The sequence below is a fragment of the Arthrobacter sp. Leaf337 genome (assembly GCF_001423745.1).
Taxonomy (GTDB): domain Bacteria; phylum Actinomycetota; class Actinomycetes; order Actinomycetales; family Micrococcaceae; genus Arthrobacter.
Window position 1 is genome coordinate 693,351 of record NZ_LMPC01000012.1, and the last position, 22,921, is coordinate 716,271.

General features: G+C 66.4%; 21 protein-coding genes and 2 pseudogenes. 8 read left to right on the forward strand and 15 right to left on the reverse strand.

Features of this window, described 5'->3' with window-relative positions; translation table 11 throughout:
- Positions 1 to 198: 198 nt before the first annotated feature.
- The 3 genes from ASF98_RS12405 (at position 199) to ASF98_RS12415 (ending at position 2,046) form a co-directional block, all read left to right on the forward strand.
- Positions 199 to 633 carry a YegP family protein gene (locus ASF98_RS12405; protein WP_082506812.1) on the forward strand — a complete coding sequence of 145 codons (435 nt, stop codon included), beginning with the start codon at positions 199 to 201 and terminating at the stop codon, positions 631 to 633.
- A gap of 646 nt (positions 634 to 1,279) precedes the next feature.
- Positions 1,280 to 1,681 carry a YidH family protein gene (locus ASF98_RS12410; protein ID WP_055802121.1) on the forward strand — a complete coding sequence of 134 codons (402 nt, stop codon included), beginning with the start codon at positions 1,280 to 1,282 and terminating at the stop codon, positions 1,679 to 1,681.
- A 2-nt stretch (positions 1,682 to 1,683) separates the two neighbouring features.
- On the forward strand, positions 1,684 to 2,046 hold the full coding sequence (locus ASF98_RS12415) for a DUF202 domain-containing protein (protein WP_055802124.1): 363 nt from the start codon (positions 1,684 to 1,686) through the stop codon (positions 2,044 to 2,046).
- Positions 2,047 to 2,104: 58 nt separating this feature from the next.
- Here ASF98_RS12415 and ASF98_RS24150 read toward each other — a convergent pair whose 3' ends face one another.
- Both ASF98_RS24150 and ASF98_RS12420 read right to left on the reverse strand, forming a co-directional pair.
- Positions 2,105 to 2,281: a hypothetical protein gene (locus tag ASF98_RS24150; protein WP_156372376.1), complete on the reverse strand. Its 177-nt coding sequence runs from the start codon at positions 2,279 to 2,281 to the stop codon at positions 2,105 to 2,107.
- Positions 2,282 to 2,348: 67 nt separating this feature from the next.
- Positions 2,349 to 3,182, reverse strand: coding sequence for an SGNH/GDSL hydrolase family protein (locus ASF98_RS12420; protein ID WP_055802464.1), 834 nt, complete (start codon positions 3,180 to 3,182; stop codon positions 2,349 to 2,351).
- A gap of 224 nt (positions 3,183 to 3,406) precedes the next feature.
- On the opposite strand from ASF98_RS12420, the gene ASF98_RS12425 reads away from it, so the two are divergent.
- Positions 3,407 to 3,859 carry a DapH/DapD/GlmU-related protein gene (locus tag ASF98_RS12425; protein ID WP_055802127.1) on the forward strand — a complete coding sequence of 151 codons (453 nt, stop codon included), beginning with the start codon at positions 3,407 to 3,409 and terminating at the stop codon, positions 3,857 to 3,859.
- 134 nt (positions 3,860 to 3,993) lie between these two features.
- Positions 3,994 to 4,683 carry a hypothetical protein gene (locus ASF98_RS12430; protein WP_055802129.1) on the forward strand — a complete coding sequence of 230 codons (690 nt, stop codon included), beginning with the start codon at positions 3,994 to 3,996 and terminating at the stop codon, positions 4,681 to 4,683.
- Positions 4,684 to 4,696: 13 nt separating this feature from the next.
- Here the strand turns inward: ASF98_RS12430 and ASF98_RS12435 are convergent, their stop codons facing one another.
- The 5 genes from ASF98_RS12435 to ASF98_RS12455 form a co-directional block, all read right to left on the reverse strand.
- Positions 4,697 to 5,275 (reverse strand): histidine phosphatase family protein, encoded by a 579-nt coding sequence (locus ASF98_RS12435; RefSeq protein WP_055802466.1) that lies wholly within the window; start codon positions 5,273 to 5,275, stop codon positions 4,697 to 4,699.
- Positions 5,276 to 5,402: 127 nt separating this feature from the next.
- Positions 5,403 to 7,820, reverse strand: a complete 2,418-nt coding sequence (ppsA, locus tag ASF98_RS12440) for a phosphoenolpyruvate synthase (protein WP_055802132.1) — start codon at positions 7,818 to 7,820, stop codon at positions 5,403 to 5,405.
- Positions 7,821 to 7,971: 151 nt separating this feature from the next.
- Positions 7,972 to 8,790 carry a pyruvate, water dikinase regulatory protein gene (locus ASF98_RS12445; protein WP_028270233.1) on the reverse strand — a complete coding sequence of 273 codons (819 nt, stop codon included), beginning with the start codon at positions 8,788 to 8,790 and terminating at the stop codon, positions 7,972 to 7,974.
- A 141-nt stretch (positions 8,791 to 8,931) separates the two neighbouring features.
- Positions 8,932 to 9,681: a lytic transglycosylase domain-containing protein gene (locus ASF98_RS12450; RefSeq protein ID WP_055802136.1), complete on the reverse strand. Its 750-nt coding sequence runs from the start codon at positions 9,679 to 9,681 to the stop codon at positions 8,932 to 8,934.
- 52 nt (positions 9,682 to 9,733) lie between these two features.
- Positions 9,734 to 10,036, reverse strand: a complete 303-nt coding sequence (locus ASF98_RS12455) for a DUF4193 domain-containing protein (protein ID WP_028270230.1) — start codon at positions 10,034 to 10,036, stop codon at positions 9,734 to 9,736.
- A 211-nt stretch (positions 10,037 to 10,247) separates the two neighbouring features.
- Here ASF98_RS12455 and ASF98_RS12460 point away from each other — a divergent pair, with 211 nt between their 5' ends.
- Entirely contained in the window at positions 10,248 to 10,943 is a 696-nt protein-coding gene (locus ASF98_RS12460; protein WP_055802140.1) for a GAF domain-containing protein, read from the forward strand.
- A gap of 26 nt (positions 10,944 to 10,969) precedes the next feature.
- On the opposite strand, the gene ASF98_RS12465 is transcribed toward ASF98_RS12460, so the two are convergent.
- The 7 genes and pseudogenes from ASF98_RS12465 to lipB form a co-directional block, all read right to left on the reverse strand.
- Positions 10,970 to 11,245: a hypothetical protein gene (locus ASF98_RS12465; RefSeq protein ID WP_055802143.1), complete on the reverse strand. Its 276-nt coding sequence runs from the start codon at positions 11,243 to 11,245 to the stop codon at positions 10,970 to 10,972.
- Between the two features lie 401 nt (positions 11,246 to 11,646).
- On the reverse strand, positions 11,647 to 12,498 hold the full coding sequence (gene purU / locus ASF98_RS12470) for a formyltetrahydrofolate deformylase (protein WP_055802148.1): 852 nt from the start codon (positions 12,496 to 12,498) through the stop codon (positions 11,647 to 11,649).
- Positions 12,495 to 13,967 (reverse strand): D-serine/D-alanine/glycine transporter, encoded by a 1,473-nt coding sequence (gene cycA / locus ASF98_RS12475; protein WP_055802151.1) that lies wholly within the window; start codon positions 13,965 to 13,967, stop codon positions 12,495 to 12,497. Before cycA ends, purU begins: the two co-directional genes overlap by 4 nt.
- Positions 13,957 to 14,793, reverse strand: coding sequence for a methylenetetrahydrofolate reductase (locus tag ASF98_RS12480; RefSeq protein ID WP_082506814.1), 837 nt, complete (start codon positions 14,791 to 14,793; stop codon positions 13,957 to 13,959). The genes cycA and ASF98_RS12480 overlap by 11 nt, the downstream gene beginning before the upstream one ends.
- A gap of 40 nt (positions 14,794 to 14,833) precedes the next feature.
- Positions 14,834 to 15,076, reverse strand: a pseudogene (locus ASF98_RS12485) (lipoyl synthase); the annotation flags it as partial.
- A gap of 3 nt (positions 15,077 to 15,079) precedes the next feature.
- Positions 15,080 to 16,055: pseudogene (locus ASF98_RS12490) on the reverse strand (lipoyl synthase).
- The gene (gene lipB / locus ASF98_RS12495) at positions 16,052 to 16,720 is read right to left on the reverse strand and encodes a lipoyl(octanoyl) transferase LipB (protein WP_055802158.1); all 669 of its coding nucleotides are present in this window, start codon (positions 16,718 to 16,720) and stop codon (positions 16,052 to 16,054) included. Before lipB ends, ASF98_RS12490 begins: the two are co-directional and overlap by 4 nt.
- A gap of 113 nt (positions 16,721 to 16,833) precedes the next feature.
- On the opposite strand from lipB, the gene ASF98_RS12500 reads away from it, so the two are divergent.
- A complete protein-coding gene (locus tag ASF98_RS12500; RefSeq protein ID WP_055802161.1) occupies positions 16,834 to 18,450 on the forward strand; it encodes a serine/threonine-protein kinase in 1,617 nt (538 codons plus the stop codon).
- Between the two features lie 10 nt (positions 18,451 to 18,460).
- Here the strand turns inward: ASF98_RS12500 and ASF98_RS12505 are convergent, their stop codons facing one another.
- A complete protein-coding gene (locus tag ASF98_RS12505; protein WP_055802163.1) occupies positions 18,461 to 19,354 on the reverse strand; it encodes a TIGR01777 family oxidoreductase in 894 nt (297 codons plus the stop codon).
- A gap of 74 nt (positions 19,355 to 19,428) precedes the next feature.
- Here ASF98_RS12505 and ASF98_RS12510 point away from each other — a divergent pair, with 74 nt between their 5' ends.
- Positions 19,429 to 22,902: a S41 family peptidase gene (locus tag ASF98_RS12510; RefSeq protein ID WP_055802165.1), complete on the forward strand. Its 3,474-nt coding sequence runs from the start codon at positions 19,429 to 19,431 to the stop codon at positions 22,900 to 22,902.
- Positions 22,903 to 22,921 lie beyond the last annotated feature (19 nt).

A 22,921-nucleotide genomic window follows, 5' to 3' on the forward strand; every position in this document is an offset into this window, starting at 1 on the left:
GTTGCATGCATTTTACGTGGGCTTAACTTGATCGGTCTTGTGAGCCTACAAGGAGCCACGACAGACTTGAAGCACTTGATGAACCGATCAATTCTGATCGTTCGACCAGACCAGCGGAACATGTTCGCAGAGATGCGTTCGGCCCGTTTCACGGCGAAGCCGCCAACGGACGGGCTCCGCAGACCGGAAGGATTAGTTATGGCCGGCAAGTTCGAAGTTTTCCTTGATGCAGAGGCGCAGTACCGGTTCCGGCTGACAACGCCGGACGGAACCGAACTGGCCGTTTCCGGTGCTTACCCCGACAAGTCCTCGGCTGTCGCGGCCATCGAGGCGGTCCGCGAGTGCGCGGGAATGGGACTGATCAGCGACCTCTGCCCGGCGGGCAGTTCGGTCCCGGCACCGGCTTCCGTGATGCAGGGTGCCGCATTGCCGGTACCGGCACCTTCAGCGTGCGAACCCCGACGGGTGCCGGTTGACGGCTTCCGCAAGCACGCCGCGGCACGCCGCGCCACTGCCACGCCGCATTTGACCGGGGTGGCCCAGGCCCGGCGCGCCCCGGGCGAAGGGCGGTGCAGCGCGAATCCTGCCACAGCCCAGGCCAGCAGCAGGATTCCGCCGATGGTCAGCAAGTAGCCGGCCGCTGCCAGGGTTGACCGGGGCGGCGTTTGCGGCCGTGCAGGTGCACCCGCCGGAACCCCGGCGGACGCCTCGGCCGATGGCGCGGAACCCGCAGGGGCGGGCGCTCCAGCGGATTCCGACGAGGGCGTGAGGGTTGCATCGACGGCTGCTGCCGCATCGTCGGTGGTAGTTCCGGGCGCCTGGCTTTGCGGCAGTTCGGTTCCCGGTCCAGGCGGCCGGGCGGTCGACGTCGGGGTGCTTGCGGCCGGCTGACCCGTAACGGTGCCGCCCTGCGAGGGGTCCGACGTCACCGAGGGCGAGGGGGCCGGCGTCGTTGGAACCGCCGTCGTCGGCGTTGCTGGTACGGGAAGCAGCGGACTCAACGGGACGCAAACGCCGCCGCGTGTGACCGGAACCTGACCTGCGGGGCACGGCTCCGCTGCCGCCGGTGCAGCCAACGCCACCATGCTGAGGACGATGGCGGACCACAGCGACGCAATGCCCATAACCCTCTGTTCGATGCTCACGGCGTACAACGCTACCCAACGGTTCGCCAAAACCGTCGGATCCTCCGCCGGGCATGAGTGGGACACCCCCGCCGGAAACGTGGTAGGCAAGAGAAGGGAGCATCTGCTACCTGCCATGCGCGGAGGGATTAACGTTGCCAGAGAATTCGAATACCGGAGCGAAGGATGCAAGGGGCCGGCTCGCGTCGCGGCTCCTCCGTGGCGGCACCGAACCCGATCCCCGGTTCACCCTGGCAAACGAGCGCACCTTCCTGGCGTGGATCAGGACATCCCTGGCGCTGCTCGCCGGCGGCGTGGCCGTCGAAGCCTTTATGGCCGGTCTCCTGGGTCCCGAGCTGCGCAAGACCATCGCCGTCCTGCTGCTGGTGCTGGCACTGGTGATCGGCGGCGGCTCGTTCTTCCGGTGGCTCAACGTGGAACGCGCCATGCGTTCCAACACGCCGTTGCCGCTGCCCCTGATCGCCCCCGTGCTGGCCATCGGCGGGGCCTTGGTGGCTGCCATCATGGTGGTGTTCGTGATCGCCCGGCCGGCCTGACCGTGACTGCCCCGCATGATCCCGCCCCGGGAGATCCAGCCCGGCACGGCGATTCCGGCCTCCAGCCCGAACGCACGGATCTGGCGTGGGGCCGCACCACCATGGCAATGGTGGTGGCCGCAGCAGTCTTCCTGCGCTGGCTGCCCCACCACGGCTGGTTCGTCGGAACGCTCGTCGGCGGCGCCATCGCTGCGGCCCTGGCCATCAATCTCACCCAGAAGCACCGCTTCCACCGTGCCGTCCGGGGCATCAACCGGGAAACCATGCCACCGCATATAGGTTCGACGGCGGCGGTGGCCGCGAGCGTCGTCGTCCTCGCCCTGTTGGGGATCTACACCGTCCTGTTCCTGCCGCTGCAGCCATGACCCGCGGCAGCCATGACGGAAGGTTTTGGGGACCTCCCGGCGAGGGGAACGCCAGCGGTCAGAAGAGGGTCTGCTGGCCCCCTGCTGATGCGTCGGCGTCCTGCGGCGCCCACTCCGCCAGGGCAAGACGGGCAAGGTCCTTGAACTCCGGGAGCAGGTCGGCAATGCAGGTCTGCCCCTCCAGTACCGGGATCACCACCTGGTTCGCACTGCCATCGGTGCTCAAATCTGCCACTGGCTGAGTTTATGGCAGGCCACCGACACTGTGCGGCAGACACTCCATGGTGCCAAAGCTGCTCTTCTCAGGCGTGACTCCTGACGGCAACCGCGGGCTGCCCCGGAGTGGTTACCGGGGCAGCAATAGGCTGCTTCGCGATGGGCTCACTGACCTTGGCCGGCCGGCGGACCCGATGCCATGCCCAGGGCAGCAGGTAGCTGCGGGCCCATTGGAGGTCTTCGGCGCGGGCCTGGCGCCAGTTGCCATGCGGCAGTTCGCGGGACTCCAGCGGCTGCAGCAGGTGCTGCACACCCAGCGCATCCAGCACCCTCATCGCCACGGCGTGGTGGCCCAGCGGTGACAGATGCAGCCTGTCCCGGTCCCACATCAGCGGGTCCCTGAGCTCCCGCAGGCCCCACAGATCAGCGATCACGGCATCATGCTTTGCGGCGATCGCGCGGATGTTTTCGTTGAAGACGGCAACCTTTGCCCGGTTGCGGCCCAGCACGGGGGTGGACCCCCAGTCGGGGCCGGTGAACACCACCAGCGTGGCACCGGAAGTGCTCAGCAGCTCCACGCCGGCGTCGAGCCGTTCCGCCAACTTGTCCGGGTCGCTCCCGTGGAAGACCATGTCGTTGCCTCCCGCGGAAAGCGTGACCAGGTCCGGCTGCAGTGCCAGCGCAGGACCGGCCTGCCGTGCCAGGATCTGATCCAAAAGCTGGCCCCGCACAGCGAGGTTCGCGTAGGCGAAGTCCGGGTGGCCATTACTGAGTTCCTCGGCCACACGGTCGGCCCAGCCCCGCACTCCGCCGGGGCGCCGGGGGTCGGGGTCCCCCGCTCCTTCGGTAAACGAATCCCCGAGCGCCACGTACCGGCGCCACGGGTGCTCGCTGACACCCGCCGCGTTATCCCTGCTGATGACAACGCCGAAGGGCCGGCGTCCTGACAGATCCTTGTCATTCGTGGTCACCACGCACCTCCTTGTGGGAAGCCCTGCGCCCTTTCTGTGAATAACCATTGAAGCGCCCCACATGTTCCAAAAACTGCCCGGAATGCCACATTTGTGAATGGAATGCGCACCACGTTGCCGGCGTTAAAACCAGTGTCCGTTGCTTTGGGTTGCGCCGGACTGACAGGAAGGTCATGAGCAGGAAAATCGAAACAGTCGAAGACGACGCCGGCAAGGTCATGAGCTATCACCGGCACCCTAACGGCGGCGGCCTGATCGGGCGTGGCGCCGAGGTGGACGAGTCGTCCTTCATCAGTTCCACGGCCTATGTGGAGGCCGGCGCCGAGGTGGGGCAAGGCTGCCGGATCGGCGGCGGCAGCTGGATCGACCGGCGGGCGCGAATCGGCCAGCGGGTAGTGATCGGTGATGCCGTGTACGTGGGGCCGGGCGCTGTGATCGGCAACCGGGTCCGTGTGGGCAGCCACTCCCGGATTGGAGCGGGCGCCGTGATTGGCCACGGAGTCCGCCTGCACGGCGACAGCAACGTCGCACAAGGCAGCCGCGTCGGGGCCAGGCCCAGGGCGTCCGCGGGCTCTTCACGGCGGTCCACGCCGAGCGACGGGCGGAACGCACGCAGGGCGGCCTGACGTCAGGGAGGCTGGGGCCGTGGAGGCTGGGACGGCGTAGCCGACGCCGGGCCCAAAGCCTCTCGTGGACTCCGGCGGATTGCGATTAGCTTAGGGCATACCCACCGTTTGAGCAGTGAAAGCGGGGACGCGTGATGGGCAGCCCATGGAACGCTGATGGCGGCTACGACGAAGGGCCCGACAGCGGGGTCCCGGCCGACAACATGGTCCCCTCCGACCCGGCGGTCCCCTCCGACCCGGTTTCCCGAATCAGGGAAACGGTTGTTGCCCGGCAGGAGGAGCGGTTCGGCGGCATCAAAATCGGTTCGGCCTTCTTCGGCTGCCTGACTGCGGCCGCAATGACTTTCCTGCTGGCCGCTTTGGCTGTGGCGGCGGGGAGGGCCGGGCTTCTGGCCGGCCCTGCCCTGGTCTCGGGATCCGCCGACGCGTCCGCCCCGTTCAGCGGGATGACCGGCGCGATCCTGCTCTTCCTGGTCCCATTCCTCGCCTTTGTTTCAGGCGGCTATGTCGCAGGACGGATGGCCCGTTTCAACGGTGTCGGACAGGGACTCATGGTCTGGCTGTGGGCCGTCATCGCGGCCGCGGGAATCGCCCTGCTTGCTCTCGTAAGTAGCGGGCAGTTCAATGCCCTGAACGTGGTGAGTGATTTCCTACGGGTGCCCGTCCTTGAGGGCCAGCTGGGTACAACCAGCATTGTTGCGGCCATCGCCGTTGCCGCCGTAGCGCTGATGGGAGCCGTTCTGGGCGGCCTGGCGGGAGTCCACTACCACCGAAAAGTGGACCGGGTTGGGTTCGCTCGTGCTGAGGAGCACTACCAGCCGTAGGTGCAGGTGTGCGCTAGACGGCAGCGGCCACGCGTTCACCGTTGAAGTATTCGAGCTGCCAGCCGTCAACGGCATGGTGGTGCGCGAGGTTCAGCACGGCGTTGTCGACGCTTTGCAGGGTGCGGCCGATGGCGCGGCTGAGGCTCACACGGATGAGGGTGCCGTGGGCGACCACCAGGACGCGGCGGCCGCGGAACTCCTCGGCGAGGGTTTCCAGCGCGGCCAACCCGCGGGAGGCCGCCTCGTCCTCGCTTTCTGCGCCCCGGAAACCGCCGGGGATGCGCAGTGCGTCAAGCTCGGGCCCGGCCTGCAGGCCCTCGGCGGGCCCGAAGCTGCGCTCGGTGAGCTCCGGAATGTGCCGTGCAACGCTGAGGCCGAGCCCGTCGGCAATCAAGTTGGCCGTCTCCGCGGCACGGCCGAGCGGCGAGGACACAATCGCGTCCCACTCCTGGCCGGACAGGACGGCGACTGCGTCGCGCGCCTGGCTGCGGCCGACGTCGTTCAGCGGAATATCAGTGGATCCCTGCAGCCGGCGCTGCGCATTCCAGTCGGTCTGGCCATGGCGGACAAGGGCGAACGTCGTAAGGGTCATGCCTTCCATTCTGCCTTGGTAGCGGGTGGGGGCCGGAAATTGTGGCTACATGAAGCCGACGTCTGCCGGGTTAAGGAGAGTGCCCGCCCGGGGGTTCCCCGGGCGGGCACTCGTTTCACACAGAGAATCAGTTCGCGTCTCCGCCGACCGCCGCGACGACCTCTTCGCCGCGGGCCGCACCGGCGAGCCGGAGCCAGGTGTCCACCACGGTGTCGGGGTTCAGGGAAACGGAATCGATGCCTTCCCCGACCAGCCACTCGGCGAAGTCCGCGTGGTCGCTGGGCCCCTGGCCGCAGATGCCGACGTACTTCCCGCGAGCTTTGCACGCCTTGATGGCCATGCTGAGGAGCTTCTTGATGGCAGGGTCGCGTTCATCGAAGCCACCCGAGACGATCGCCGAATCCCGGTCAAGGCCCAGGCCCAGCTGGGTCATGTCATTGGAGCCGATGGAGAACCCGTCGAAGTGGTCCAGGAACTCGTCCGCAAGCAGCGCGTTGGACGGAATCTCGCACATCATGATCACCTCGAGGCCATTCTCGCCGCGGACCAGGCCGTTCTCCGCCAGCAGCTCGATGACGCCGCGGGCCTCGTCCAGGGTCCGCACGAACGGGATCATCAGCTTGACGTTGGTCAGCCCCATCTCGTTGCGGACGAAGGACAGGGCCTCGCACTCAAGGTCGAAGCAGTCCCGGAAGGACGGCTCCAGGTACCGCGAGGCCCCGCGGAAGCCGAGCATCGGGTTCTCCTCGTGCGGCTCGTAGGCCGGTCCGCCGATCAGGTTCGCGTACTCGTTGGACTTGAAGTCGGACATGCGCACAATCACGGGCTCAGGGGCGAAGGCCGCCGCGATGGTGGACACGCCCTCGGCCAGGCGCTTGATGTAGTAGTCGCGCGGGCTGCCGTAGGCGGCGATCCGTTCCCGGATCTCCGCGGCGACGTCCGCCGGCTGCTCGTCCAGGTTCAGCAGTGCCTTGGGGTGGATGCCGATCTGGCGGTTGATGATGAATTCGAGCCGGGCCAGGCCCACGCCGTGGTTGGGCAGCTGCGCGAAGGTGAACGCCTGCTCCGGGGTTCCGACATTCATCATGACCTTGACCGGGGCCTCGGGCAGCTGGGTGATCTCGGTTTCCTCGACGCTGAAGTCCAGGAGCCCTTCGTAGATCACGCCGGTCTCGCCGTCGGCGCAGGAAACGGTCACCTCAAGGCCGTCGGAGAGCGCGTCCGTGGCGCCCCCGGTACCGACGACGGCGGGAATCCCCAGTTCCCGGGCAATGATGGCCGCGTGGCAGGTGCGTCCGCCGCGGTTCGTCACGATGGCGGAGGCACGCTTCATGATCGGTTCCCAGTCCGGGTCGGTCATGTCGGCGACGAGGACATCTCCGGTCTTGAAGGCGGCCATCTGGTCGATCGAGCTGAGAATGCGGACGGTGCCGGCGCCGATGCGCTGGCCGATGGCGCGGCCTTCGACGAGCACCCGGCCGGTCCCGTTGAGGCGGAAACGGCTCAAGCTGCCGGAGGTGCGGCGGGACTGCACGGTCTCCGGGCGCGCCTGGAGGATGTACAGTCCGCCGTCGATCCCGTCCTTGCCCCATTCGATGTCCATGGGGCGGCCGTAGTGGTTCTCGATGGCGACGGCGTGCCGGGCGAGCTGCTCGACGTCGTCGTCCGTGAGGCTGAAGCGGTTCCGCAACGAGGCCTCAACCGGAACAAAATCGATGGTGTGGCCCACTTCGCGGTTGCTCGTGTAGGTCATCTGGAGCGCCTTCTCACCCAGTCCGCGCTTGAGGATCGCCGGGCGGCCGGCCTGGAGGGCGGGCTTGTAGACGTAGAACTCATCCGGGTTGACGGCGCCCTGGACCACGGCCTCGCCGAGGCCGTAAGAGGACGTGACGAACACGGCGTCGTTGAATCCTGATTCGGTGTCCATGGTGAACATGACGCCGGAGGCCCCGACGTCGGAGCGCACCATCCGCTGGATGCCGGCCGAAAGCGCCACCTCGGCGTGCTCGAACTTGTGGTGCACGCGGTAGGCGATGGCCCGGTCGTTGTAGAGGGACGCGAACACATCCTTGATGGCGAGCAGGATGTTCTCGATGCCGCGGACGTTCAGGAAGGTTTCCTGCTGCCCGGCGAAGGAAGCGTCCGGAAGGTCTTCGGCCGTTGCACTGGACCGGACAGCCCAGGAGAGGTCCTCGGATCCCCCGTGCTTGTCCACCAGCTGCTGGTAGGACTCCCTGATCTGCGCTTCGAAGTCCGGCAGGAACGGCGTCTCGCGCATAAGGGTACGGATTTCCTGACCGGCCGAGGCGAGGGCTGTCACGTCGTCAGTGTCCAGGCCGATGAGCCGGTCGGCGATCTTCTGGTCCAGGCCGGAGTCTGCAAGGAAGGTGCGGTACGCGTCCGCAGTCGTGGCGAAACCGTCCGGGACCTGGACGCCGGCCGAGGTCAGGTTCTGCACCATCTCACCGAGGGACGCGTTCTTTCCGCCCACCCGGTCCAGGTCCTTGAGTCCGAGTTCTGAGAACCACAGGATGTCTGTCGTCATAGTTGCTGCTCCTTTGCAGATGATGGCATGCAGATGTGCCGCCCCGCTCGCGGCGATAGCCGTTTGGTGGGCGCGAATCCTGTCCACAGTGACAGGTCTCGGGCGCTCTTTCCACATGATGTGCGCCACACTCAGATTGTGAAAAATTTCCCTAATGCTTGAGGTTCATGCGCTGCAGGATTGTCGCAGCCATTTCCTCCACGGACACCGTTGCTGAATTCAGGTACGGAATCCGGTGGGAGACGTACAGCTGCTCGGCGCTGCGGAGCTCGAATCCGCACTGCCGAAGCGACGCGTAGGGCGAACCGCGGCGCCGTTCGGTGCGGATCTGGCTCAGGCGCAGGGGGTTGGAGGAGAGACCGAAACATTTCTCAACGAAAGGCCGCAGCGGCTTGGGGAGCCCCTCGCGTTCGAAGTCCTCGTCCACCAGCGGGAAGTTCGCGGCGAAAATTCCGTGTTGCAGCGCCAGGTACATGGTGGTGGGAGTTTTTCCGCAGCGGGACGGCGCCACCAGGATGACCTGGGCCTTTTCCAGCGCACGCAGGCTCTGTCCGTCGTCGTGTTCCATGGCGTACTCGACGGCGGCCATCCTGGATTGGTACCGCTCCGCGTTGCCCAGGCCATGCGCCCTGCCGGGCTCGCCGCTGGCCGGCGAGCCGAGGGCCTGCTCCAGCTGTCCGACGTGCGTCCCGATCAGGTCCACGATGATCCCCTTGCACGTGGCCAGGGTCTGGCGGATGTCGCTGCTGACTGCTGTGGAGAAGACGATCGGCCGCAGACCGCTGGCGGCCAGTTTGTCGATAGTGCCGACGACGGTCCTGGCCTGTTCGACGGTGGTGATGAAGGGGACCGTGATGCGGTCAAAGTGATTCGCGGGAAACTGTGTCAACAAGGTGTTGCCGAGCGTTTCCGCGGTGATGCCGGTGCTGTCCGAAAGAAAGTAGACAGGCCGCAGATCGTCATTGGTCATGAACGTATTCTGCCCCAGGGCCGGGCTCCGTCCGGAATCGACGGGACGGGCCGTCTGGTCCGGTACGACAAGCTGCAGCCTTTCGACGCTGCCAGGCGTCACACTGCTCCGGGCACTGATCACGAAGCCACGCCCTCGAACCTACCCGGCCGCCCTGGCTTCAACCGCGTATGCATTAGCCTGCTCGCGCACCTGGCGCACGTAGGAATCGGACTGATTGTAGGAAAGCACGGCGTCGGTCCATCCCCGCGCGGTGGTGAGGTCGCGGCCGCCCCCGCACAGGTACGAGGCGGCGCTGAGGGCGGCGTCGTCGATGTTCAGCGGGTCGGCGTATCCGTCACCGTTCCCGTCCTGCCCTGCCAGCTCCCACGTGGAGGGGATGAACTGCATGGGTCCGACGGCGCGGTCCCAGAGGGCGTCGCCGTCGAGGACGCCGTCGTCCGTGTCCGGGATGGCGGCGAAACTGCCGCCGTCGAGACTGGGCCCGATGATTGGTCCGCTCACCTGCCCGGTGCCCGACAAACTTCCGCCGCCGTGGCTGCCGTGCGCCGACTCAACGAAGCCGACGGCCGCCACGGTATTCCACCCGATCCGGCATGCCGGTGCGGCCGTGTTGGCGAGCTCCGCTGCCATTGCATAGGCCTGGAGCGCCCGGGCTGGTATGCCGGTGTCCGCCGCGGTCCGGTCAAGCCATTTCGCGTCCATCGTGCTGTCAGTGATGTCCACTGCACGGGCGCCGGACAGTGTCGCGAGCTTCGCGCCTGATTGAGGCGGAGCCGCCAGGTCCCCAAACCCTGCCTCACCGGGTGCGCGGAGCACCCAGAAAAGGAGTCCGGTGATGACGCAGATCGCGAAAAGGCAGAAGACCGCAAGGCGTTTCAGGCGAAGCATGGACTAGCCGGGCAGGCCAATGCCTCGACAAACAGCACATGCCCGCATCGAGTCAGCCTTCACACTCAATACAGTACGCGTGGCCGTCCTTTTCTCGGGCGATCTGTGAACGGTGCCGCACCAGGAAGCAGGAGTAGCAGGTGAACTCGTCCCGTGCCTGGGGCACCACCTGAACCACCAGCTCCTCGGCCACAAACTCGCCACCGGGAACAATGGAATCGTCCAGTGCATCTGCTTCGTCCAGGTCGCGGACAACGCTGCGGGCATCAGGGGCGTTCGCCGACTGCAGCGCTTCCAGGGAGCTGTCCTGCGATTCCTTGACGTCGGAACGTACTTCGTCGTAATCAGTTGCCACTTGGGGGTTCTCGTTTCAGGTGTATTTGTTGGCCGGAAGAAACTTACACCATCTCCCCGTTAAGTCACCCGGTCTCCGTCCCTCCACCGGGCTGAAGGCAGTTCCGGTGAACCGGATTGTGGCCAGAGCGGGGCGGATTTCGCGGTACGGTCCTATGCTTTTCCTACAGGGTTTTGCAGGAAGCCGCAACGTCTTAATTTGAGCGTGCAACATGGCCGAAGCTACGAACAGCGGACCGGAACCACCGGTTGCCTTCCCGTCCGCGGTCCTGGAGATTCCCGACGTACAAGCCTTCCTCGGCGATGCAGCGGAAGAACTCGTCGAAGCGGGCGGGGGAGCTGCCCGGGGTTTCCTTTGGGCCATCACGCGTGTGGGGCCTGGCGAAGTCCGGAATTGGACCGCGGGCTCGCTCAAGGGGCGGCAGGTCGACGGACTTCAAAGCTCGTTCGCGGACGGTCCTGCCCGGGCCGCGGTGGCGAGCGCCGAATTCGTCCACATCCCCGACGCCGCTGCAGACCGCCGGTGGCCCGGGTATTCCGCCGCCATTGCCGGTCAGGGCATGGGATCGGTGCTGTCCGTGCCCATGATCGATGAGTGGGAGATCAACGCCGCCCTGACGCTGTACGCACCGGCCCCGCACGCCTTCACCAGCGACGACGTCATCCGGGCCCTTGCATGCGCGCGGCGGTTGTCCAAGGTGTGCCATTTGCTGTTGGAGCTGGCGCGGAAGGCACGGACCGCCAACACGCTGCCGCTTTCTCCCCTGACCGAACTGGCGGTGGAATCCTTGATCCGCGAATACGGCCTCACTGAGGAGTCAGCCATACAGTACCTGCAGGCAGTGGCACGTGATCTTGCGTTCATGTCCCCAACGGCTCCCGAGGCCGGCACCACTAGCGCCGCCTGACAAGCAGGCCGGGGCTCGGGTGTCCCTTACCGCTCGATGCAGACGGTGAGATCCAGGTGGATGTCATTGGCGGCCGCGAGGCGGTCCTGGAGATAAAGGGCCAGGCTCGCGTCGGTGGCGGTGTGAACGCTATTGGGCACGGCGCCCCGCAGAAGCGCCTGCGTGTTGGTGGACTTGACCATGTCCAGCGGCGCCCAGCCGCGGTGGCTGGAGGTGAGGCGCTCGATGTCCGTGCGGAAGGAGCGCTGGTGGTCCTCACGGACGGTGGCGCGAACAGTGAACGGGATAAAGGTAGTAGGCAAGGAGGTCCTCTCAAAGGGCAACCGGTGGTCAGCGCCCGGTTATTACAAGGCTCCCAAGGGTCCCTGTTATTCCCCTGCCGCCGTCAAGGAGTCCGAGGTCACGCCCGGAAGTTCCTCCCGGATTAGGCCTAAAGCCCCTCGTGGGTCCTGCCGCCCTGCGGGTAGGTTGATTGCAGCCACGGGCCGTCCAGGCACAGCGGAGTGACTGCGGCCGTGGCAGGCGGTCCCGCCGATGTTCATGGGTGCCATCGGCGACCGTCGCCTTCCGGATGATGAGTTGCCCCGCCACAGGGGCGGGGTAACTCATCCGGGGGCTTGTAAGCAACCATTTGTAGAGTTCGACGCCGGCGGGCCACCTTTGTCAGGTGACCCGCCGGCGTCGTACTTCCCAGGAAACGGCGCTACCGCAAGATCACGGTGCGGTTGCCCAGCAGCATTATCCTGCCCTCGCAGTGCCAGCGCACGGCGTTGCGGAGGGCGGCGCATTCGGCGTCCCGGCCAACGGCCACCAGGTCGTCGGCGGTGTAGGTGTGGTCCACGTCAATGACCTGCTGTGAAATGATCGGGCCCTCATCGAGTTCCGCGTTGACGTAATGGGCCGTCGCGCCCACGGTCTTAACCCCGCGGTCGTAAGCCTGGTGGTACGGCTTCGCACCCTTGAAGCTGGGCAGGAACGAGTGGTGGATATTGATCGTCCGGCCGGCCAGCTTGGCCGAGAGTTCATCGCTGAGGACCTGCATGTAGCGGGCGAGCACCACGAGCTCCACATCGAACTCGTCGACCAGTTCCAGAAGCCGTGCCTCTGCTTCCGGCTTGGTGTCCTTCGTGACCGGGAGGTGGAAGAACGGGATGCCGTGCCACCGGACCAGGTCCTCCTGCTCGCGGTGGTTGGAGACCACCGCGACGATCTCCACCGGAATATCCCCCGTGCGGGCACGGAACAGCAGGTCATTGAGGCAGTGGCCCATTTTGGACACCATCACCAGGACACGGCGCTTGCGGCCATGCGGCTCCAGCTGCCAGTTCATCTGCCACTTCTCCGCCAGGGACGTGAAATCCTGGCGAAGTTCCTCGGTGCTGGAGGAATCCTGCCCCGAATCGAAGTGCACGCGCATAAAGAAGTGCCCTTGCCCGCGGTCCCCGTACTGCTTGTTGTCGATGATGTCGCAGCCGTGGTCCAGGAGGAATCCCGAAATCGCGTGGACAATGCCCGGCGACTCGGCACAGTCCAGGGTCAGCACATGCTCGCTCATTTCCTGACGTCCCCGAGTTCCCGCTCAACGGCTGCTCCGGGCTCCATGTCCTGGCTGAGTTCAGCCTGGAACGTCGCATAACGGGCCAGGTGCGCGGGCCGGCGGCGCAGCACCAACCAAGCGGCACCGAGAAGGATGAACCACACCGGCGTCACCAGGAGCGCCAGCAGGGTGTCCGGCTGCGTGGTCAGTGCCCACAGGACGAACGCGAAGAAGGCGAAGACCACCCAGACCATGGGGATGCCTCCGGGCATCCGGTACTTGGATGCCTCATGCAGCTGCGGGCGGCGCCGGCGGAATGCCAGGTAGCTGGCCAGGATGATGGACCACACAAAAACGAAGCAGACGGCGGAGACGGTGGTCACCATGTCGAATGCCTTGCCGATGTCCGAGCCCGCATACATCAGGATGACGCCGGAGAGCAGCAGGACGCAGGAGAGGAACAGCGCATTCTGCGGGACCTTGCGGCGGGACAGGCGGCTGAATACAGACGGCGCGTCACCTTCCTGGGCCAGGCCGTAGACCATGCGCGAGGTGGAGTAGATGCCGGAGTTGGCCGAGGACATCGCCGAGCTAAGCACCACCAGGTTCACCACGGTGGCCGCGGCACCGAGGCCGGCCAGGGAAAACATGGCGATGAACGGGCTGTGGCCGGCCTGGAACTGGGTCCACGGGGTGACGGACATCAGGATGATGAGCGCGCCAACATAGAAGAGCAGTACGCGGATGGGAATGGAGTTGATGGCCTTGGGCAGGTTCTTCTCCGGGTCCTTGGCCTCGGCGGCTGTGGTGCCCACCAGTTCAATGCCCACAAAGGCGAAGACTGCGATCTGGAAGCCGGCCACAAAGCCCATGAACTCGTTCGGGAAGAAGCCGCCGTGGCTCCACAGGTTCGTGAAGGTGGCCGGGCCGGCGTCGGACTGGAAGCCGGTGAAAATCATGAACAGGCCCACGATGATAAGCGCCGCGATGGCGATGATCTTGATCAGCGCGAACCAGAACTCCGTCTCGCCGAACGCCTTCACAGTGGTGAGGTTCAGGAGCAGGAGGATGGCCACGGTGGCCAGGCCCGGGATCCACAGCGGGAGCCCCGGCCAGAGTTCCTTCGAGTAACCGGCTATGGCGATCACGTCCGCGATTCCGGTGATCACCCAGCAGAACCAGTAGGTCCAGCCCGTGAAGAAACCGGCCCACGGCCCCAGCAGGTCAGCCGCGAAGTCGCTGAAGGATTTGTAGTTCAGGTTGGACAGCAGGAGTTCGCCCATGGCCCGCATGACGAAGAACAGCATGAAGCCGATGATCATGTAGACGAAGATGACGGACGGGCCGGCCGCCGAAATGGTTTTGCCGGATCCCATGAAGAGGCCGGTTCCGATGGCGCCGCCAATGGCAATCAGCTGGATGTGCCGGTTGCTGAGCTGCCTTTCAAGATGCGGCTCCTGGTGGGACGTCAGGGTCTTAGTTGTCACGTGCTGCTCCTCGAATCAATGCTGGCTGGAGTGCCGTTGGGGAAGACGCGGGGCCCACTTCGTCGGGGACCGCATCGAGGTTGTTAAAGCTGTAGAGGTGGATGCCGGCGATGTTCCCGGGCAGGCTTCCCAGCCCGTCCACCAGGTTCTGCGGCGAGTAGCGGTCACCGCTGAGGAGCTTGCGCGCCAGCGGGCCTTTGCGGCTGAGGAATTTCAGGGAACTTCCGACGCCGATCTGCGTCGCCAGGGAGACAAGCTTGGTCCGCGGAACGTTGCCGGCCACGCCGGCCCAGACGGGCAGCTGCACTCCTTCGCGGCGCAGGAGCGCCACGTAGTCGAGGATTTTCGGTGCGTCGAAGCACATCTGCGTGACCACGTGCGACGCCACATGCTGCTTGGCCAGCAGGGCGTCCAGCAGGTTCACGGGCCCAATCGAGGGGTGTCCCTCCGGGTAGCCGGCAACTCCTGCCCGCATCATGCCGCCCGTGTATTGCGCGATGTCTTCCAGCAGCGGGAGGGCTGACCCGTACGGGCCGGCCGGCTGCTTCCGGTCGCCGCCGATGACGAACACTTCGCCGATGCCGGCGACATTGCAGTCGCGGAGGATTCCGGTGAGCTGGGACCGGTCATGCAGGCTCCGCGCCGCGAGATGCGGAACCACGGAGTAACCGAGCACGCTCAGCTGCACAGCGGTGCGCATGGTCCGTTCGATGCCGTGGTGCGGCAGGCACGTCACGGTAAGCGTTGTGGTCAAAGGCACGTGGGCGCTGACCCGATCAACGATTCCCTCTGACGGGATGATCTCGATCCTGGTAGGGAACATCATCGGTCCTCTCTCAATGTCACGTCTGAATGTCACGGTGGTCCTAGTGGTGTGCCGCGATGAGGGAGCTGGCTTCCTGGCGGGTGCTGCCGGAGGACTCGATGTGCGCGAGTTCGGCCGGGATTTCCCAGCCCTTCTTGCGCATTGCGGTGGCCCAGAGCCGGCCGGCACGGTACGAGGAACGGACCAGCGGRCCGGACATGACGCCGAGGAAGCCGATCTCCTCAGCCTCCGTGGCGAGGTCGACGAATTCCTGCGGCTTGACCCAGCGGTCCACCGGCAGGTGGTCCTAGTGGTGTGCCGCGATGAGGGAGCTGGCTTCCTGGCGGGTGCTGCCGGAGGACTCGATGTGCGCGAGTTCGGCCGGGATTTCCCAGCCCTTCTTGCGCATTGCGGTGGCCCAGAGCCGGCCGGCACGGTACGAGGAACGGACCAGCGGGCCGGACATGACGCCGAGGAAGCCGATCTCCTCAGCCTCCGTGGCGAGGTCGACGAATTCCTGCGGCTTGACCCAGCGGTCCACCGGCAGGTGGCGTTCGGACGGGCGCAGGTACTGGGTGATGGTGATCAGGTCACAGCCGGCCTCGTGCAGGTCCCGCAGGGCCTCGGAGATTTCCTCGCGGGTCTCGCCCATGCCCAGGATCAGGTTGGACTTGGTGACCATGCCSAGGTTCCGGCCCTGGGTGATGACATCCAGGGACCGGTCGTAGCGGAACGCGGGCCGGATGCGCTTGAAGATCCGCGGCACGGTCTCGACGTTGTGCGCGAAGACCTCCGGTTTGGAGTCGCAGATCGCCGCGATGTGCTCGGGTTTGCCGGAGAAGTCCGGGATCAGCAGTTCGACGCCGGTGCCCGGGTTCAGTTCGTGGATCTTGCGGACGGTTTCGGCGTAGAGCCAGACGCCCTCGTCGGCGAGGTCGTCCCGGGCCACCCCGGTCACGGTGGCGTAGCGCAGCGCCATGGCCTGGACCGAGCGGGCCACCTTGGTGGGTTCGAACATGTCCACCGGGGAGGGCTTGCCGGTGTCGATCTGGCAGAAATCACAGCGCCGGGTGCACTCTGAACCGCCGATCAGGAAGGTGGCTTCCTTGTCTTCCCAGCACTCGAAGATGTTCGGGCAGCCGGCCTACCAGGTTCTTGAGCTGGACGAACTCCGGGCCCATCTGGACCTTGGCCTTGATCCACTCCGGCTTACGCTCCACCGGGGTGGCCGCGTTGCGCTGCTCGATACGCAGCATCTTCCGGCCTTCTGGTGCCAGTGTCACAGTAGAGCTCCTTCGGGGCTTGAAACGAGTGCTTCTTCGTGCTTTCGGAATTCCGCCACGACCCGGTCCGCAATATCACCGGGGGTGATGGTCCTGCCGGCTTCAATGGACATCGTGGTGACACCGGCGTCGGTGATGCCGCAGGCAATGATCTGGGCATACGGTGCCAGATCGTTGCTGCAGTTGATGGCGATGCCGTGCATGGTGACCCCGTCGAGGACGCGGATGCCGATTGCGGCAATCTTGCGGTCCGGCCCCTTGCTGTCAGCCTTGATCCAGACGCCGGCGCGTCCCTTGATCCGCTCCGCAGTGATGCCGTACTCGGCCATGACCGCGATCATCACGGCTTCGAGCCGTTCGACGTAGTCACGGATGCCTGACCGGTTTTTCAGCTTGAGGATCGGATAGGCGATGAGCTGGCCGGGACCATGCCAGGTCAGCTTGCCGCCGCGGTCCACGGGGACGACGGGGGTTCCGTCGAACGGGCGTTCGTGGTCTTCTGTGAGCTTGCCGGCCGTGTAAACGGCTGCATGCTCAAGGAGCAGGACTGTGCTGGGTGCTTCAGCTGCGACGACTTTGTCATGGAGTTCGCGCTGGATGTCCCAGCCCTTCATGTAATCAACGAAATCCGGAGCAAGACCCAGCGTGGAAAACTCAAGAGTCATGGCATCCAGCTTAGACCCCGTCCGCCGTCGTGCCTGATTCTGTGCTTAACCTCTCACTGCGGTGCCTGTGGATAACTTCTGCGGAATTCTGCCGATTCCGCTATTCCTTGGGTATGGAGAAATACGATGACGACGGCGCGGCCCCGGAGGTTCCCGGCTATGAGGTTGTGCGTGAACTCGGGCGCGGCGGAAGCGCCAGCGTATGGCTTGTCCGGGAGGAGCAGACTCTCCGTGAGTTTGCGGTGAAGTGTTTTGACGCGGCCGACGGCCGTTTGCTGTCCGGGCCCGACGGCGGTGTTCCCGGCAGGGAGGCCCGGGCGACGGAAGACGCCGTGCGCCGGGAACTCAGGATTCTTTCCGCGCTGGACCACGGTCACCTGGTTCGAGCCCACGATGTGGTCAGGCTCCGGGGTGCAGCAGCCGGAGGCCTGGGGCTGGTCATGGATTACGCGGCCGGCGGCTCCCTGGCCCAGCTGGTCACCTGCCGCAGCCCGTTGAGCGTTGGCGAAACAGTGACTGTCCTGACGCCGCTTGCCCAAGCTCTGGGGTACCTCCACGGTCAGGGTTTCATGCACTCGGATGTGTCGCCGGGCAATGTGCTGTTCACCGCCCACGGCAAGCCCCTGCTGGCGGACCTTGGTGTTACTCGCATGGTGGGCGACGCCGCGGATGCTTCCCCGGCCGGCACGGCAGGCTTCCTGGACCCGGCGCCGGTGGACGCCTTAAGGGCAGGGCTGCAGCCCGAGCGGGATGTCTATTCCGCCGCAGCCGTCGGCTGGTACTGCCTGACCGGCAAGGCACCGGAGTCCGGCCCGGAGCGCCCGCCCCTCTCACTCCTGGTTCCCGGCGTGCCGACGGCCCTCGCTTCCGCGCTGGAAGCCGGCCTGTGGGGGGACCGTCGGGAACGGCCGACGGCCTTGGAGTTTGCGGCTGCCGTCTATCGCAGCGCGGACGCCACCGCGGTGGATTTGTCCGGCGCGGTCCACCCCACAGTGCTTCCCCAGCTGTTGACCCGCCGCAACGTCCCGCCGTCCCGCGACGCGCGCGGCGCGGCGAAGCTCCGTGCCCTGCGACGCCGCCTGGGGAGCCCCGGTGGCCCCTTCAGCCGCCGGAGGCGCGTCGCGGGCCGGCATGCCGGGGGTAAACGCCGCAGGATGGGCGCCGCGGCTGCAGCGCTTGCCGGCTTGGTGATCGCTTCCGCGTGGTTCCTGGCCGGACCGCAGCAGGCCCTACAGCAGGCAGCCGAGCCAGAGTCCAGGCAGACAGCGGCGGCGCCATCGCCGGACGTCCGGCCGGGGGCGGCAGGAAGCCCCGTTCAGGCGGAGGCCCGTCAGCTGGCGCTTTCGCAACGGCCCGAGGAGGCCGTGCGTGGGCTGGCGGGACTACGGTCGGCTGCGTTGAGCTCCGGGGAACTCGGGCTGCTGGACGAGGTCAACCTGGAGAATTCCCCGGCTGCCGCAGCCGACGCCAAAGTCAGCGGGAAGCTCAGGGATACCGGCCATGTCCTGGCCGGCTTCAGCACCACCCTGACTCGGGCCGAGGCGGCGCCCGGCGGTTCGGACTCACGCGCCGTGGTGGCAATCACCGCAGTCAACTCGGAATATCGGGAAACCGATGCCGGCGGAAACGTCGTGGCAGTGGAACCTGCCGGTCCGGAGCAGCGGCTTCGCCTGGTCCTGGTCAGTTCCGGCGGGCGGTGGCGGATCCAAGAGATCCTGCCCGAGGTTTAGCTTCGAACGCTTAGTCCCGGGCGGTTGCCCAGGCCGCTGCCTCGGACAGCGAGGGATGCTTCCACTCGAACCCGGCCTCGGCCAGTAGTGCCGGCTCCATGCGCTGGCTCCCGAGCAGGAGCTCATCGGCCAGCTTGCCCATGACCAGGCGCAGCACCGGCCCCGGCACCCGGAGGAGGGCCGGCCGGTGGAGTGCGGCGGCAAGCCGTGCCACCAAGGCATTGACGTCTGCGGTCTCGGGGGCGCAGAGGTTGACCGGACCTGACAACGGGGAGGTGAGCAGGAAGCTGAAGGCCGAGGATACGTCCGGCAGCGTGATCCACGGCCAGCACTGCCTGCCGTTCCCGAGGGGACCTCCAAGGCCGAGCCGGAGCAACGGCAGCAGCCGTCCCAGTGCGCCTCCCGAACGGCTGAGGACCACCCCCGTCCTGGGCGTGACCACACGAACGCCCGCCGGAGCCGTGTGCGCCGCGGCTTCCCACTCCCGGCAGATCCGCGCCATGACTCCGGAGCCGTTCGAGGCGTGCTCGCGAAGAACTGCCGCCCCGCGGTCCCCGTAGTAGTTCGAGCCTGACTGGCTGATGAAGACCTTGGGCGGCTGTTCCGTTTTCGCCATTGCGGCCGCCAGCGTGTGCGTGGGGTCCAGCCGTGACCGGAACAGCTCGTCGATCCGTCCCCGGGTCCACGGCCGGTCCCCGATCCCGGCTCCTGCCAGGTTGATCACGGCGTCCGCGCCCTCCAGGTGGGCGGGATCAAGCTGCCCGGCTGCCGGATCCCACTGCAGTTCGCCTGCAGCCGCCGGTGCCCGGCGCACGAGACGGATGACCTCATGGCCACCCGAGCGCAGGTGGGCGGACATGTCGGTTCCGATAAGGCCGGAGGCGCCGGCCATGATGATTCGCATGATCCATCTCACCATGCCCGGCACGGCGGCGGAACCTCCCGTCCGGCCCACTGGACTTTGACTATGATCTAACGATGACCTCTTCGAGCTACTTTCGTTTCCCGCATCTGCACGACGATCTGGTCACCTTCGTGGCCGAAGACGACGTCTGGATTGCGCCGCTGGACGGAGGCCGCGCCTGGCGGGTTTCCTCCCTTCAGCTGCCGGCCCGCAACCCGCGCTTCACACCCGACGGCAAGCGCCTGGTGTGGACGGTTGTGCAGGGAACAGCGCCCGAGGTTGTCACCGCGGATGTCGACGGCGGAGGGTACCGCCAGCTGACGTACTTCGGGCATGCTTCCACCCGGGTCAAGGGCTTCACCGCGGCCGGCGACGTACTGGTCACGAGCGCGTTCCGGCAGGCGGAAAGCCGTCACACGCATGCCTACAGTGTTCCGCTGGAGGGTGGCTGGTCGGAGGAACTCGCTTTCGGGCCGGTCGAGTCAGTGGCCTTCGGCCCGGAGATCGGCGACGAACGCCCCGTGGTCGTAGCCAGTGTCCTCTCACGCGAGCCGGCCTGGTGGAAGCGGTACCGCGGTGGTACCGCCGGCAAGCTCTGGATCGACGCCGACGGCAACGGGGAGTTCGAACGCCTTGTTCCGGAACTGGACGGCAACCTCGCGGATCCCATGTGGGTTGACGGGCGGGTAGCTTTCCTTTCGGACCACGAAGGCTATGGGAACCTGTATTCAGTGCTGCCGAACGGCACCGGGCTGCGCCGCCACACGGACCACGAAGACTTCTATGTGCGCCACGCGGCCACGGACGGCAAGCGTGTGGTGTTCGAATCCGCCGGCGAGCTCTGGCTGGTCCCTGACCTGGATTCCGACGCAGTAAAACTCAACATATCGCTGGGATCAGCCTCGCAGGGGCGGAGGCCGGCACTCCTTAAGACCGCAAGGCACCTTGGCGGCGTGATTCCGGACCACACCGGTTCCTCAAGCGCCGTCGAAGCGCATGGCACCATCCACTGGCTCCGGCACAAGGACGGGCCGTCGCGGGTCGTTGAAGCCGCGCCCGGTGTCCGTGCCCGGCTGCCGCGGCCGCTGAGCGAAGGCCGCATTGCCTATGTGGCCGACCACGACGGCGCGGAAGCCCTGTACATCAAAGAGATTGCTCCGCAGGTGGCCGGTGCGCAGGCAGCGGCTGCGGCCCGGCCCCAGCGGCCCGCCGGGCAGGACACCGGAACGTCCCTGCCGAAGCCCGTCCCGGCCGCCGGGATGAACACCCCCGGCATGGCATCACCCGCCGTTGATGGTTCCGGCGGCAGCGATGTGGCCGGCGGGGCGCCTGAAGAAGCAGTCATCCCCGCTGGTGGCGCCGGTGCCGGGCGTTTGCAGAAGATCGAATTCCCCAAGTCCACCCGGGCGAGTGCCATGGAGGCCAGCCCGGACGGCCGCTCCGTTGCCGTGGGAACGTCCTTTGGCGATGTCTATCTGGCCGACACGCGAAGCGGGACCATCAAGCTCATCACCAGCATCGGCGAGGGCACCATCGACGGCCTGTGCTGGTCCCCTGACTCCGCGTGGCTCGGATGGTCCGAACCGGTCACGTCGTTTGGTTCCCGCAGCAGGCTCCGCATTGTCAAAGTGGACGATCCGGAGTTCCGGATCGTGGACGTCACGGACGGACGCTTCCGGGACGCCTCGCCGTCGTTTACTCCTGACGGCAAATTCCTCGCGTTCCTCTCGAACCGGAGTTTCGACCCCGTGTACGACGGACACTCCTTTGATTTGTCCTTCCCCAGCCCCATCAAGCCCTACCTTGTTGCGCTGGCCGCGGACACGCCGTCGCCGTTTGGCCCCTCGGTGGACCTCTCGGACGGACCGGACCGCGCCTCCGCGGAAAGCGCCGACGACGACGGCGCCGGTTCCGCTGTGCCTGCCGTCCGGGTAGACGCAGAGGGCCTGGCGCACCGTGTCATCGGAGTGCCTGTTCCGCAGGGCAACTACTCGGCGCTCGAGGCTACGCCGGGCGCTTTGCTCTGGCTGGACAACGCCCTTGCCGGCGTCACCGGCGACGGCCGGGCCAGCACCGACGACAAGGACGCCGCCCCCAGTCTGGTGCGCTTCGACATGGCCAGGCGCAGGACGGCCACCCTTGTGGACGCCCTGGACAGCTACCGGGTGTCCGGCGACGGCAGGAAAGTGGTCTTCCTGCACGATAAGCAGATCCGGGTGGCGCCCGCCGATTCCAAGGGTGACGAGGATTCGGGGCAACTGGTGAAGGTGGACATCAGCCGCATCCGCGTGCTGCTGCATCCGCTGAGCGTTTGGGGCCAGGCATTCGACGAGGCCTGGCGGCTCCAGCGTGACTTCTTCTGGACAGAAGACATGGCAGGACAGGACTGGGAATCGGTGCACCGCCGCTACCGTCCCCTCGTGGACCGGCTCGGCTCGCACGATGACCTGGTGGACTTGCTGTGGGAGCTCCACGGGGAATTGGGCACGTCGCACGCCTACGTTCGTCCGGCGGCTGTCACCGAAAACGGCAGCGCCGGGCAGGGCCGCCTGGGCGCGGATCTGGCCTTCACCGGAACGGGCTGGGAAATTACCCGCATCCTGGCGGGGGAGTCATCGGACCCGCTCGCCACTTCACCGCTGACCAGGCCTGGTGCAGACGCCAAGGCCGGGGACGTCCTGCTCGCGATCGACGGCGTGGAACTGTCCGAAACGCTGACGCCCGCCATGCAGCTCGTGGGCGCCGCCGGAAAAGCCGTGGAGCTGACCTTGCGCAACGGCGCGGCCCACGGTGAGGCGGCAGGAAAGCAGCGCCGTATCGCTGTGGTGCCGGTCAAGGACGAGGAGCGTCTGCGGTACCAGGAATGGGTGGCCGGCAATCGACGGACAGTGCGTGAAGCGTCCGGCGGAACGTACGGCTACCTCCACATCCCGGACATGCTCGCGAACGGCTGGGCGCAGCTCCACCGCGACCTCGACACTGAGACCGCACTGGACGGGCTGATCGTGGATGTCCGGCGCAACCGGGGCGGGCACACGTCCCAGCTCGTTGCGGAACTCATCGGCCGCAAGGTGACCGGATGGAGCATGCCGCGCGGTGAAAGGCCCCGGACGTACCCCCATCACGCGCCCCGCGGACCGGTGGTCATCCTGACGGACGAATTTGCCGGCTCGGACGGTGACATCATCACCCAGGTGTCCAAGCTACGCGGGATCGGGCCGGTCATCGGCACCCGGACCTGGGGCGGTGTGGTGGGCATTGACAACCGCTTCTCCCTCGCGGACGGAACCGGAGTGACGCAGCCGCGGTACGCCACCTGGTTCAGCGGCGGCGTGGGCTGGGGCGTCGAGAACTACGGCGTGACACCGGACATTGAGGTGACGTTCCCGCCGCACGCCTATGCTGCGGGCCGGGACCCCCAGCTTGAGTACGGCATCGGCGCCCTCAAGGAAATGATCCAGGAACTTCCCACGGACCGGCCCCCGCTCCGTGAAGGCTACCGGCGGCTCCTTCCGGCGCCCCTGCCTGCCCGCACCGCCAAGGACTGATCCGGCCGGCTGCCCGGAC

Coding starts and splice junctions, on each gene's coding strand:
- ASF98_RS12405 (WP_082506812.1), top strand. CDS start 199: ATGGCCGGCAAGTTCGAAGTTTTCCTTGATGCAGAGGCGCAGTACCGG.
- ASF98_RS12425 (WP_055802127.1), top strand. CDS start 3,407: ATGAGCAGGAAAATCGAAACAGTCGAAGACGACGCCGGCAAGGTCATG.
- ASF98_RS12430 (WP_055802129.1), top strand. CDS start 3,994: ATGGGCAGCCCATGGAACGCTGATGGCGGCTACGACGAAGGGCCCGAC.
- ASF98_RS12435 (WP_055802466.1), bottom strand. CDS start 5,275: ATGACCCTTACGACGTTCGCCCTTGTCCGCCATGGCCAGACCGACTGG.
- ppsA (WP_055802132.1), bottom strand. CDS start 7,820: ATGACGACAGACATCCTGTGGTTCTCAGAACTCGGACTCAAGGACCTG.
- ASF98_RS12445 (WP_028270233.1), bottom strand. CDS start 8,790: ATGACCAATGACGATCTGCGGCCTGTCTACTTTCTTTCGGACAGCACC.
- ASF98_RS12450 (WP_055802136.1), bottom strand. CDS start 9,681: ATGCTTCGCCTGAAACGCCTTGCGGTCTTCTGCCTTTTCGCGATCTGC.
- ASF98_RS12460 (WP_055802140.1), top strand. CDS start 10,248: ATGGCCGAAGCTACGAACAGCGGACCGGAACCACCGGTTGCCTTCCCG.
- purU (WP_055802148.1), bottom strand. CDS start 12,498: ATGAGCGAGCATGTGCTGACCCTGGACTGTGCCGAGTCGCCGGGCATT.
- ASF98_RS12480 (WP_082506814.1), bottom strand. CDS start 14,793: ATGATGTTCCCTACCAGGATCGAGATCATCCCGTCAGAGGGAATCGTT.
- lipB (WP_055802158.1), bottom strand. CDS start 16,720: ATGACTCTTGAGTTTTCCACGCTGGGTCTTGCTCCGGATTTCGTTGAT.
- ASF98_RS12500 (WP_055802161.1), top strand. CDS start 16,834: ATGGAGAAATACGATGACGACGGCGCGGCCCCGGAGGTTCCCGGCTAT.
- ASF98_RS12505 (WP_055802163.1), bottom strand. CDS start 19,354: ATGCGAATCATCATGGCCGGCGCCTCCGGCCTTATCGGAACCGACATG.
- ASF98_RS12510 (WP_055802165.1), top strand. CDS start 19,429: ATGACCTCTTCGAGCTACTTTCGTTTCCCGCATCTGCACGACGATCTG.